We start from the raw sequence: 11,643 nt of genomic DNA on the forward strand, positions 1-11,643 counted from the left end.
CTCCACCGCTCAGGGATGGTCTCGGCCGGCACCGACGACGCGCCATCGTAGGAAGCGGTGATCCGTACCCGGCAACCCCTAGCCGACCCCAGACAGCGTGGTCAGCCCGTGCGACGTGGCGTTGACGAGGACGGCGAAGTTGCCGGTGCCCTGACGGTTCTCGTAGAGCATCTGGTGGCCCTCGGCGATGTCGTCGAAGGTGCCGCACCAGGTGATGCACGGGTCGAGGCGGCCCTCGGACATGAGCCGGATGACGGCCCGGTTCTCGCGGGTGTTCGAGCCGTGCGAGCCCTGCAGCCGCTTGCTGCGCATCCAGAGGTAGCGCAGGTCCAGGTCGCCGTTGTATCCGCTGGTGCCACCGCAGATGACGACCATGCCCCCGTTGTCGCACACGAACATCGAGGTCGGCAGGGTCTCCTCGCCGGGGTGTTCCACGACGATCCGCGGGTTGCGGCGCTCGCCGAGGACCTCCCAGAACTTCGCGCCGAAGCGGCGGACCTCGGCGGTCCACGCCTTCGCCGCGGCCTTGTCGTCGAGGTCGGGCAGCCGCCCCCAGTGGTTGAACTCGGTGCGGTCGATGACGCCCTTGGCGCCGAGGTCGAGGGCGTACTTCGCGCGCTCCTCGCTGGAGACGACGGCGATCGGGATGCCGCCGCGCAGGTTCGTGACCTGGATGGCGGCCGAGCCGATGCCGCCCGAGCCGCCCCAGATCAGCACCGGGTCCCCGGGCCGCACGTCGTGCGGCGCCCAGCTGGTCAGCTGGCGGTAGGCCGTCGCGCCGGTCACCAGGAAGCTGCCCGCCCGTTCCCACGACAGGTTCGCGGGCTTCGGGTGGCACTGCTGCTCCTTGACGCGCGTGAACTGGGCGAAGGAGCCGTAGTTGGACTCGTAGCCCCACGCGGTCAACGACTTCGACGCGAGCGGGTCGACACCCATCCGGATGTCGTCGGCGGTCTCGTCCCAGATCGCGCCCGAGGTGACGACCTCGTCGCCCACCTTGAACTGCGTCACGCCCTCGCCCACGGCCCAGACCACGCCCGAGGCGTCGGTGCCGCCGATGTGGAAGTCCTCGGTGGCGCCGTGCAGTTTCTGCCGCATGGCGATCACGTCGATGGGCTCCCCGAGGGAAGCCCACACGTTGTTGTAGTTGATCCCGGCGGCCATCACGTAGACGAGGACCTCGCCGCGCCCGGGACGGGGCACCGGCATGACCTCGGTCTGCATCGCCTTGGCGGGCGGCCCGAAGCGGTCCTGGCGGATCACGTTCGCGTACATCTGCTCCGGGATCACGCCCAGCGGCGGGGGGTCGCCCAGCTCGTACAGCGGTTGTGACACGGTCGCCCCCTCACCCGGCGCCGACGCACGCGTGTGCCGGCCCGATTCGGATCTGCCTCATTGTTGACACTCATGCGGAGCGGGACGCTACTCACCGCCCCGGGGCCTGGACACCCCCTACTGGCCCGCCGGAACCCCAGTCCTGGGGGCCTGCGGGCGTACCGGGACCGGCCGCCCCCTGACATCCGGCACCGGGTGCCCCTGTTCCCCCGGCTTCCCCTTGTCCGCGCGCCCGCGAGGTGCTGGCATCACGGCAGCCTTTCCGCACGCGAGAAGTGGACGACCACATGACGACTCACGACACCACCTCGACCTGGGTCCGCGCCTACGCGCCCGCCCCGGCCGCGCCGATCCGGCTCGTGTGCCTGCCGCATGCCGGCGGCTCGGCGAGCTTCTGGCTCCCGGTGGCGAAGGCACTGTCCCCGCAGGTGGATGTCGTCGCGATCCAGTACCCGGGCCGCCAGGACCGCCGTCACGAGCCGTGCATCGACAACCTTCCCGAACTCGCCCTGCGCATCCACGAGGTGCTCGGCCGGCTGGACGACAAGCCGACGGCGCTGCTCGGGCACAGCATGGGCGCCACCGTCGCCTTCGAGCTGGCCCAGCTGATGGAGGCCGGCCGGCCCGCGGCCCACGTCTTCGTCTCCGGCCGCCGCGCGCCCTCGGCGACGCGCCACGAGACCGTGCACCAGCGTGACGACGACGGTCTGCTCGCCGAGGTGCGCGCGCTGGCCGGTACGGACAGCCGGCTGCTCCAGGACGAGGAGATCATGCGGATGGCGCTCCCCTCCGTCCGTAACGACTACCGGGCCGCCGAGACGTACGAGTGGAAGCAGGGCGAGCCGCTGAGCTGCCCGGTCACCGCGCTGATCGGCGACGCCGACCCGAAGGCGCACATCCCCGAGGTCGAGGCCTGGGCACGGCACACCACCGGCCCCTTCGCGATGGAGGTCCTGTCCGGCGGGCACTTCTTCCTGCTCGACCACAGCGCGCGGGTGCTGGACGTGATCCGTACCGCGCTCGCCAAGAGCTGAGCCGGCAGTCCACCGACGCACAGGGAGCGAAGGCATGAGCGCGCTGTACGACCTGAACGACCCCGCCCTGGCCGCCGACCGGTTCGGGTACTACCGGCGGCTGCGGGAGACAGATCCGGTGCACCGTACGCCGCTGGGCTACTGGGTGCTCACCCGCTACGACGACGTGTCCGCGCTGCTGCGCTCCCCGCACTCCTCGAGCGCGTTCCCCAAGGAGCCGGGCTGGGCGATGACGCGGGGCGGGCCGACCTGTCCCGTGATGCGCAGCGTGGACAAGTGGCTGCTGCTGCAGGACGGGGCGGACCACCGGCGGCTGCGCAAGCTGATCGCGCGGGTGTTCACGCCACGCTTCATCGACCGGCTGCGGCCGCGCATCACGGAGATCGTGGACGGTCTGCTGGACGCCATGGGTGACGGCGAGGTGGACCTGATCCGCGACCTGGCGCTGCCGATGCCGGTCGCGGTGGTCGGGGAGCTGCTCGGTATCCCCGTCGAGGACCGTGCGCGCTGCCGGGACTGGACGGACAAGGTGGGGTACGTCCTGGACCCGGACGTCTCGCCGAGCCGGCGGATCGCCATGAACAAGGCGGAGCCGGAGTTCCGCAGGTATCTGCTGGATCTGATGGCGTCCCGGCGCGGCGCCGACCCGGAGCACGACCTGCTGTCGGTTCTGATGCAGGCGGAGGACGGTGAGCAGCTCACCGAGGACGAGATCGTCGCCAACATCCTGCTCATCTTCAACGCCGGTCATGAGACCACCGTGAACCTCATCGGCAACGGCATGCTGGCTCTGCTGAAGCAGCCGGAGGCGCTGGAGGCGCTGCGGGCGGACCCTTCGCTGATGCCGACGGCCGTGGACGAGCTGTCCCGCTTCGACCCGCCGGTCACGCTGGCCACCCGGATCGCCACCGCCGACCTGGAGATCGGCGGGAAGCTCATCCCTAAGGGGGCTCACGTCATGGGGCTGCTGGACGCGGCCGGGCGGGACCCGGAACGCTATCCCGACCCGGACCGGCTGGACCTGGCCCGCACCGAGCCGAAGACTCTGGCGTTCAGTGCGGGCCCGCACTTCTGTCTGGGAGCGGTGCTGGGGCGGATCGAGGCCGCGACCGTCCTCTCCCATCTGCTGGAGCGGTACGCGAAGATCGAGCTGGTGCGCGAGGACCTGCCGGTCAACAAGCACTTCAACCTGCACGGCCTGCTGGAGCTACCGCTGCGTCTCACGCACTGAGCGCCCCCGCACCGGACCGGCGTCAAAGCGTGCGCAGTACCTCGCGCAGTGCGGCGATCACCGTGTCCTGGCGTTCCTCGGAGAGCGAGGCGTACATCGGCAGGGAGAAGATCTCGCCGGCCAGTGCCTCGGTGACCGGCAGCGAACCCTCGGGCTGTCCGAGGTGGGCGAAGCCGGTCATCGTGTGGACCGGCCAGGGGTAGCTGATGTTGAGCTCGACGCCGTGCGGGCGCAGCGCCTCGATGATGGCGTCGCGGCGCGGGTGCCTCACGACGTAGAGGTAATAGACGTGGTCGTTGCCGGAGACCACCTCCGGCAGGACGAGGTCGGTGTCCGCGAGCGCCTCGGCGTAGCGGGCCGCGACGCGGCGCCGGGCCTCGATGTAGCCGTCGAGCCGGCGCAGCTTGCGGCGCAGGATCTCTGCGTGCACCTCGTCCAGGCGGGAGTTGTGGCCCGGGGTCTGCTCGACGTAGTAGCGCCGCTCCATGCCGTAGTAGCGGTACCGGCGCAGTGCGGCGTCGGTGGCCGCGTCGTCGGTGACGACCGCGCCGGCGTCGCCGTAGGCGCCGAGGACCTTCGTCGGGTAGAAGGAGAACGCCGCGGCCTTGCCGGTGGTGCCGGCGAGGCGGCCGTGCTGCCGGGCACCGTGCGACTGGGCGCAGTCCTCCAGGAGCGCCAGGTCGTGGCGGGCGGCGAGCTTCTCCAGCGGGGCGAGGTCGGCGCACTGACCGTAGAGGTGGACGGGCAGCAGGCAGCGGGTGCGCGGGGTGACCGCGGCCTCGGCCTGCGCGGTGTCCATCAGGTAGTCGCTCTCGCGCACGTCCACGAAGACGGGGGTGGCGCCGACCTGGTCGATGGCGATGACCGTGGGCGCCGCCGTGTTGGAGACGGTGATGACCTCGTCCCCCGGTCGGACGCCGAGGGCGCGCAGGGCGAGGACGAGGGCGTTGGTGCCGTTGTCCACGCCGACGCCGTGCGCCAGCCCGTGGTAGGCGGCGAACTCCTGCTCGAAGCCGGTGGTGGAGGGTCCGAGGACCAGTTGTCCGGAGCGGAAGACCTGGTCCACCGCGTCGAGGATGTCCTCGCGCTCCGCCTCGTACTCGTCGAGGTAGTCCCATACGCGCAGGGTCATGACGTCTCTTTTCCCTCCCGGCCGGCCAGGCCGTGTAGACAGGCGAGGATGGAGCGGGCCTGGATGTTGAGGTAGTGGCTGTGGCGGAGCAGCGCGGCCGTGTCGTGGAGCGCCGTCCAGCGGTAGTCGGGGCAGTCCGCGAGGGAGAGGCCGGCGTCGGCCTCGACGATCACGTAGCGGTTGCGGGCGTGCAGGAAGCGCCCTCCTTCCTCGGAGTGGACGGCGCTGAAGAGCACGTTCTCCTCCGGCGCGGTCAGCACGGTGTCGAGGAAGCGGGGGCGGGCCTCGGGGGGCAGGTGCGCGTAGGTCTGCGGGGTGCACTGCACTGTGGGGGCAAGTTCGAGGACGTCGAGGTGGCCGGCTTCGACCCGGGCGTGCAGCAGCGCGTGCGGCACTCCGTCGATCTCGCGGACCAGCAGCGCCACCAGTCCGGTGCCGCGCGGGGCGAGCAGCGGCTGGTCCCAGCGGCCGACCTCGCGGCCGGCCGCCTCCACCGAGACTCCGACGACGTCGAAGAAGAGGCCGTCCCGGTGGGTGACGCGCCCGTCGCTGAGCTGCCAGCCGGTGACGGAGTTCAGCGGAATCTCGCGGACGTGGCGTTCGCGGCGGGTGCGCTCCTCGGTGATCCAGCGCAGGAGCTCTCCGTACGACGGTCCGGACTCGGCGGCCGTGGGGGCGGCGGCGGGGAAGCAGGACAGCACCGTACGAGTGTCCATGTTGACCAGGTCGTCCTGGCGCAGCAGGTGGTGGAGCTGTCCCAGGGTCAGCCAGCAGAAGCCGTCGAGGACCTCGACGGGGCCGGTGGTCTCGACGATCAGGTTGCGGTTGCGTTTGCGGTGGAACCAGGCGCCCTGCTCGGACTGGAGGACGTCGGCGAGCACCCGGTGGGAAGCGGTGTCGCGGAAGTACTCGAGGTAGGGGACGGCTTTGCCGCGGTGCACGCCGCTGTAGTTGCTCCGGGTCGCCTGGACGGTCGGCGAGAGCTGGATGCCGTTGATGTTGCCGGGCTCCGCCTTGGCCTGCATCAGGCAGTGCGGCACCCCGTCGAACTCCTTGACGAGGATGCCGAGGATGCCGGCCTCGGGCTGGCTGATGATGGGCTGCTGCCAGCGTTCCACGGCGGCGCCCGGCACCTGGACGTCGAGGCCGCGTACGGCGAAGAACCGGCCGCTGGAATGTCCGACGTCCCCGGTGTGCGGGTCCACCGACCAGCCTTGCAGCGCGTCCAGCGGGCGGAGTTCGACGGTGGTGTGGAAGCGGTCGCGGCAGTCGGCGAGCCAGGCGTCGAAGGCCGCCGTGTCCGTACGGACACCGTCGACGGCGCGTGCCGACTCGGCGAACCGCGTGGCGGATGCCTGCTCGGTCACCTGTGTCATGTCGGGCGGCCCGGTCAGGCGCGTACGGCGAGGAACAGTCCGCGGCCGTTCTGCACCCCGGGCAGGTACTCGGCGGCGAGACCGGCCTCGGCGAACGCCTTCTCGTACTGCTCCCGGGTGTAGAGGCGTGCCAGGTAGGTCTCGACGAAGTGGCGGATGCCGTCGTCCGGACCCGCCACGGTGTAGTGGACCTCCATACGGGACTTGTCGTCCTGGCGGGTGGCGTGGGAGACGCGGGCCATGGTGAGCCCGTCCACGGTGCACACGTCGCCCGCCACATGGCCCGGGGTGAAGGTGTCGTCGAACCACCACGGGTCGACGACGACCACGCCGCCGTCTTCGAGGTGCGCCTCGAACCGGCGCAGTGTGGCGACGAGTTCGGGCTCCGTCATGGCGTGACCGATGGAGCCGAACATGCAGGTGACGACGGAGAACCGGGCCCCGAGGTCGAAGTCGCGCATGTCGCCCTGGTGGACGGTGTCCCCCAGCTTGCGGCGGGCCACCTCGACCATGGGCGCGGACAGCTCCACGCCCGCGACCGTCTCGAACGTCTCGGCGAAGGCACCCAGGTGCGAGCCCGTGGCGCAGGCCACGTCCAGCAGCGAGGTGGCGGCCGGGGCCTTCTCGCGGGCGAGGCCGGCGACGAACTGCGCCTCTAGGGCGTAGTCCTTGCCCCGGCCCTGGTGGATCAGGTCGTAGATCTCGGCGAATTCTGCACCGTACACGGCTGTGGTCCCCTCGGACTGCTCAGACTGCGCTCTTGTGGCGGGCGGTGAGGTCCTCGAGGACCGGGACGACTTCGTTGGGCGAGGGCGCGGACAGCAGGTCCTTGCGGAGCGCCTCGGCGCCCGTGCGGAACGACGGGTCCTCGAGGAGTCGTACGAGGGAGTCGTGCACGCCCTCGGGTGTGACCTGGCCCGGCGGCAGGGAGATGCCCGCGCCGGACTGTTGGACGAGTTCGGCGCGTACGACCGTGTCCCAGAAGCCGGGCAGGATCAGCTGCGGGACGCCGTAGTAGGCGGCGGTGGACTGCACGCCCGCTCCGCCGATGTGGACCACGGCCGAACAGGTCGGCAGCAGGCCCTGCATGGGTACGAAGTCCATGACGGTGGCGTTGTCCGGTGCCATGTCCGCCGACTCCCCCGGGGCCGGCAGCAGCGTGGCGATCAGCTCGATGTCGAGGCCGGCGAAGGCCTGGAGGGCGCCGATGCTGAACATGTCGAAGCCGAAGTAGCCGCGTACGGAGATGCCGGCGGTGACGGCGACGCGGGGCTTGGACGGCTCGGCGGCGAGCCATTCGGGCAGCTCTGCCTGGCCGTTGTAGGGGATGTAGCGCACGCCGACCACCGGCAGGCCGTTGTCGATGCGGTGGCCGGGCGGGCTGACGTCGATCGTCCACTGTCCGTTGGCGACGGTCTCGTCGTAGGCCGCGCCGTGCCGGGCGAGCGACTCGGTGAGCCAGTCGCGCAGCGGGTCGGTCCGCTGGTCCTCGGGGAGCTCCGCGAGGCGGTCCAGGAAGTCGTTGCGGGAGCGGGTCACCACGTCCGCCCCCCACAGCATGCGGGCGTGTGCCGCACCGGTGACCCGGGCGGCGATGGCTCCCGCCCAGGTGAACTGCTCCCACACGATCAGGTCGGGCTGCCACCAACGGGCGTGGTCGACCAGCGCGTCCGTGAACTCGTCGTTGTTGACGGTCCGGAAGTACCGGGAGGTGGTCTCGTCGAAGAAGCGGAGGAGCTCCTCGTGGCCCAGGTCGGCCGAGCGCGTGACGGCTTCGGCGACGCGGGACCCCCAGCCTTCGTCCTGGCTGGCCTCCATGACCTGCTTCCACCGGTGGTCGCCGCCGAGCGGCACCGCCGTCAGCCCGGTCCTGGTGACGGTCTCCGCCATCTCCGGCTGGGTGGCGACCCTGACCTCGTGGCCCGCAGTGCGCAGCGCCCACGCCAGGGGCACCATGCTGAAAAAGTGCGTCTTCTCCGCATGTGCCACGAAGAGAATGCGCATTGCCGTCCTCCAGACGGGACCGTTGACGGGAACGGGCCGGGTTCGCTGAGGTGGTGTACTCGGCAGGAACATAGGGACTGGTCGTACGCGCCGAACACCCCCTACCCCCCCTACACCTGGCCTGCTCCACCCCAGTGCGCGGCCGTGGGCGCCAGCGCGGCGGCGGTGCGTCGCAGCGCGTCCCGCAGTTCCACCCGCGCACGCCAGCCCGTGACCGCGCGGAAGGGTGCCGGGTCGACCACCACGTCCTCGCTGTCGGCCGGGTCGGCGTGGTCGGGCGGGGGCACGGTCACGACGGGGACGGCCGGGCTTCCGGTCTGCGCGGCGACGGCCTCGGCGACGCCGGTGAAGAGGGAGAGCAGGGTGACGCCGGTGCCGGTGCCGATCTCCCAGTAGCCGCCCGAGAGCCGGTCGGCGTGGTCGTGGGCGGCCAGCAGGGCCTCCACCACGTCGTCGACGTAGACCAGGTCGCGGCGGACCGAGCCGTCGCCCCAGACGGTGAGCGGCTCGCCGGCCAGGGCCCGGCGGGTCATGGCGGCGACCACGCCGCGGTCGGGAGCGGTGGTGGCGGGGCCGTGGCCGAAGACCGTGGGCAGGCAGAGCGAGACGCTGCGCAGTACGCCCTCGGCGGCGGCGTGCGCGAGCACGTTCTCGGCGAGCAGTTTCTGCCGTACGTACGGGCTCTTCACGTCTCCCGGGTCGATCGCCCCGCCGGGGGCGGCGCCCAGGTGGGTGGTGGTGCTGGGGAAGACCACGACGGGGCGCCGTGCGCCACGGTCTCCGGCGCCGAGCGCCGCGGCGAGGTCGCGGACCAGGCCGACGTTCAACCGCTCGGCGGCGAGGTCGTCCTCGGTGACCCGCCAGCCCGCCTCGGTGGCCGCGACCAGGTGGAAGACGGCGTCGGCCCCCTCGACGGCGTCGGCGATCGCGCCCGGGGCGGCGAGGTCCGCCGTGTGCACCTCGATGTCGGCGACCGCCCCGTCGGGGACGGGGGTCTCGCGGCGGGCCACCAGCCTCAGCCGGACGGGTCTGGCGGCCAGGGCGCGGGTGAGCGGCGAGCCGATGAAGCCGGACGCGCCGAGCACGACGACCAGGGGACGGCCGTCGCCGCCGGGGCGTGCCGTCATGCGTACATCGCCTTCTCGATCTGCCGGCACTGCTCGTACAACGGCAGTGTCCCGGCCTCCGCCGCCTCGGCAAGGGTGGGGGCGACCGAGTCGCGGTCGGAGAGGACCATTCGGTCACGGTCCGGCAGCGGCAGGCCGAGCGCGGGGTCCAGGACCGTGAGGGCCAGCTCGTGCTCGGGGACGTAGCTGCTGGAGACCATGTACGACATGACCGTGTCGTCCTCGAGCGAGATGAAGGCGTGGCCGAGGCCGAGCGGGAAGTACACGGCGCGGTGGTCGGTCTGGTCGAGCAGCACCGAGTCCCAGGCGCCGAACGTGGGCGAGCCGACGCGGACGTCCACCACGATGTCGATGGCGCTGCCACGCGCGCAGTAGACGTACTTCGCCGCGCCGGGCGGCGTGAGGGTGTAGTGGACGCCGCGCACCACGTCGCGGGCGGAGACGCTGTGGTTGGTCTGGGCGACGGGGAAGAGCGGGTGACCGAGGGCGGCGGTGAACGCCGGCTCCTGGTACGGCGAGAGGAAGGCGCCCCGGCTGTCGGGGAAGACCTTCGGGGTGAAGGCGTAGGCGCCTTCCACTCGCAGGGGGCGGACGGACATGGAGCCGGTGACGGCGGCGTCGCGCGCGGTGGCGGACGGGACTTCGGGCACGGCAGACCTCACGGTTGGGCGGACGGGGCGCACGCGGTGTGGGTGGGGGGTGTGGGTGGGGGGTGTGGAGTGGGCGGGTGCGCTCAGCGGAAGCGGCGGCCCTCGTCGGCGCGGTAGGCACGGAACGCGATGAATGCGAGGACGACGGTCCAGACGCCCTGCGCGATCAGCGAGGCGGGCTGCGGGGTGTAGTCGCTCACCGCTGCCCACACCAGCTCCGCCGCACCGCGGACCGGGGTGTAGGGAGCGACGGTGGCGATGAAGCCTTCCGTCGCGTACGGGTCGGCGAGCAGGCCGCCGAGGACGACCAGGACCAGCGGGGTGATGCTGGTCAGCATGGCCACCAGGTAGGGGTTGACGGCGTACCCGATGGCCAGCATGAAGAGCGCGAAGGGCACCACCGCGAGCATCAGGGCCAGCAGTCCGAGCAGCAGCCGGCCCGGGGAGACACTGGCCTCGGTGCCGATGGCGGCGACCAGGATCAGCGGGATCGCGCCGAGCAGGGTCATCAGCAGGCTCAGCGTCACCATGGAGACCATGCGCGGCACCGGTCCGCCGGGCAGTGTGCGGACGTACCCTCCCCAGGGCTTCATCCGGGCGTCGGCGATGCCCATGCCGTACTGCGCGGAGCAGATGATGAGCACCGCGAAGAGGCACATGGAGGCCGTGCCCATGGTCGCCGTCGCGGGGTCGGAGCCCAGCGTGGGGACGACGAACACGAACATGCCGCCGGCGGGCATGAAGAGCAGCCCGAAGAAGACCGCGGGGATGCGGAGGGCCTCCAGGATCTCGAACTTCACATAGGCGAGAGTGGTGTTCATCGTGCGATCGCCTCCGCGACGGGCGTGGTTTCGCCGGTGCCCGGGGCCTCGTCCCGGTTACGGCCGAGCAGTGCGAGGAAGGCGTCCTCCAGGGACCCGGCGCTGACGTCGAGTTCGTCGAAGGCCGCGCCGGAGGCGACCAGGTCGCGCACCATCTGGTCGGAGTCCTGGGAGATCAGGTGCACCCGGTCGCCCTCCCGCTCGACGGCGACGAGGCCGGGCAGGGCGGGTACCTCGGCCATCCGGACGGTGACGCGGCGCAGGCCGCTCACCCGGCGCAGCGACGCGACGCTGTCGTCGGCGACGCAGCGGCCCTGGTCGATGATCACGACGCGTTCGGCCAGTTCCTCCACCTCGTCGAGGTAGTGGCTGGTCAGCACCACCGTGCCGCCGCCCTGGTGGAAGGCGCGGATGCCGTCCCACAGCGTGCGGCGGGCCTCGACGTCCAGGCCGGTGGTCGGCTCGTCCAGGAACACCAGGTCGGGTTCGCCGACGAAGGCGAGCGCGATGGCCAGGCGGCGCTTCTGGCCACCGGAGAGGCCGCCGACCTGGCGGCCGGCGAACTCGGTGATGCCGAACCGCTCCTGCAGTTCCTTCGTGTCGGCGGAGCGCGTGAAGTGCGCCGCCACGAAGTCCATCACCTCGGTGGCCTTGAGGGTCTCGGGCAGGCCGGTCTCCTGCGGGGTCATGCCCATCCGGCGGCGGGCCTCCACATGCCGGGGGTCGCGGCCGAACAGCTCGACCCTGCCCTGCGTGGGCTTGCGCAGGCCGGTGAAGAGGTTGATGAGGGTGCTCTTGCCGGCGCCGTTGGGGCCGAGCAGGCCGATCAGCTGGCCGGCGGGTATGTCGAGGGATATGCCGTCCACGGCCGTCGTCTCGCCGTAGCGCCGGGAGACCCCGATCGCACGGGCCAGCGGTTGGATGGTCATCGGG

Annotated in this window: 11 protein-coding genes; 2 read left to right on the forward strand and 9 right to left on the reverse strand. The window is 71.5% G+C overall.

What is annotated here, in order from left to right; genetic code table 11:
• Window positions 1-78: 78 nt before the first annotated feature.
• The gene (gene ccrA, locus ACZ3OF_RS35145) at window positions 79-1,335 is read right to left on the reverse strand and encodes a crotonyl-CoA carboxylase/reductase (RefSeq protein WP_361680524.1); all 1,257 of its coding nucleotides are present in this window, start codon (window positions 1,333-1,335) and stop codon (window positions 79-81) included.
• Window positions 1,336-1,622: 287 nt separating this feature from the next.
• Between ccrA and ACZ3OF_RS35150 the strand changes: the two genes are divergently transcribed.
• On the forward strand, window positions 1,623-2,369 hold the full coding sequence (locus tag ACZ3OF_RS35150; RefSeq protein WP_361680521.1) for a thioesterase II family protein: 747 nt from the start codon (window positions 1,623-1,625) through the stop codon (window positions 2,367-2,369).
• Window positions 2,370-2,403: 34 nt separating this feature from the next.
• Window positions 2,404-3,600, forward strand: a complete 1,197-nt coding sequence (locus ACZ3OF_RS35155) for a cytochrome P450 (RefSeq protein ID WP_467308897.1) — start codon at window positions 2,404-2,406, stop codon at window positions 3,598-3,600.
• A 22-nt stretch (window positions 3,601-3,622) separates the two neighbouring features.
• Here the strand turns inward: ACZ3OF_RS35155 and ACZ3OF_RS35160 are convergent, their stop codons facing one another.
• The 8 genes from ACZ3OF_RS35160 to ACZ3OF_RS35195 all read right to left on the reverse strand — a co-directional run bounded on the left by ACZ3OF_RS35160 (window position 3,623) and on the right by ACZ3OF_RS35195 (window position 11,639).
• Window positions 3,623-4,732 carry a DegT/DnrJ/EryC1/StrS family aminotransferase gene (locus ACZ3OF_RS35160; RefSeq protein ID WP_467308899.1) on the reverse strand — a complete coding sequence of 370 codons (1,110 nt, stop codon included), beginning with the start codon at window positions 4,730-4,732 and terminating at the stop codon, window positions 3,623-3,625.
• A complete protein-coding gene (locus ACZ3OF_RS35165) occupies window positions 4,729-6,108 on the reverse strand; it encodes an NDP-hexose 2,3-dehydratase family protein (protein ID WP_467308901.1) in 1,380 nt (459 codons plus the stop codon). Before ACZ3OF_RS35165 ends, ACZ3OF_RS35160 begins: the two co-directional genes overlap by 4 nt.
• 14 nt (window positions 6,109-6,122) lie before the next feature.
• Window positions 6,123-6,833 carry a class I SAM-dependent DNA methyltransferase gene (locus tag ACZ3OF_RS35170; protein ID WP_361680509.1) on the reverse strand — a complete coding sequence of 237 codons (711 nt, stop codon included), beginning with the start codon at window positions 6,831-6,833 and terminating at the stop codon, window positions 6,123-6,125.
• A 22-nt stretch (window positions 6,834-6,855) separates the two neighbouring features.
• Window positions 6,856-8,184 (reverse strand): activator-dependent family glycosyltransferase, encoded by a 1,329-nt coding sequence (locus ACZ3OF_RS35175; RefSeq protein ID WP_467308904.1) that lies wholly within the window; start codon window positions 8,182-8,184, stop codon window positions 6,856-6,858.
• A 38-nt stretch (window positions 8,185-8,222) separates the two neighbouring features.
• Window positions 8,223-9,239, reverse strand: coding sequence for an NAD-dependent epimerase/dehydratase family protein (locus ACZ3OF_RS35180; RefSeq protein WP_467308906.1), 1,017 nt, complete (start codon window positions 9,237-9,239; stop codon window positions 8,223-8,225).
• A complete protein-coding gene (locus ACZ3OF_RS35185; RefSeq protein WP_361680610.1) occupies window positions 9,236-9,838 on the reverse strand; it encodes a dTDP-4-dehydrorhamnose 3,5-epimerase family protein in 603 nt (200 codons plus the stop codon). The genes ACZ3OF_RS35180 and ACZ3OF_RS35185 overlap by 4 nt, the downstream gene beginning before the upstream one ends.
• 134 nt (window positions 9,839-9,972) lie before the next feature.
• Window positions 9,973-10,710 (reverse strand): ABC transporter permease, encoded by a 738-nt coding sequence (locus ACZ3OF_RS35190; RefSeq protein ID WP_467308908.1) that lies wholly within the window; start codon window positions 10,708-10,710, stop codon window positions 9,973-9,975.
• Window positions 10,707-11,639: an ABC transporter ATP-binding protein gene (locus ACZ3OF_RS35195; RefSeq protein WP_361680498.1), complete on the reverse strand. Its 933-nt coding sequence runs from the start codon at window positions 11,637-11,639 to the stop codon at window positions 10,707-10,709. Before ACZ3OF_RS35195 ends, ACZ3OF_RS35190 begins: the two co-directional genes overlap by 4 nt.
• Window positions 11,640-11,643 lie beyond the last annotated feature (4 nt).

It is taken from the genome of Streptomyces sp. NPDC022552, assembly GCF_055561875.1.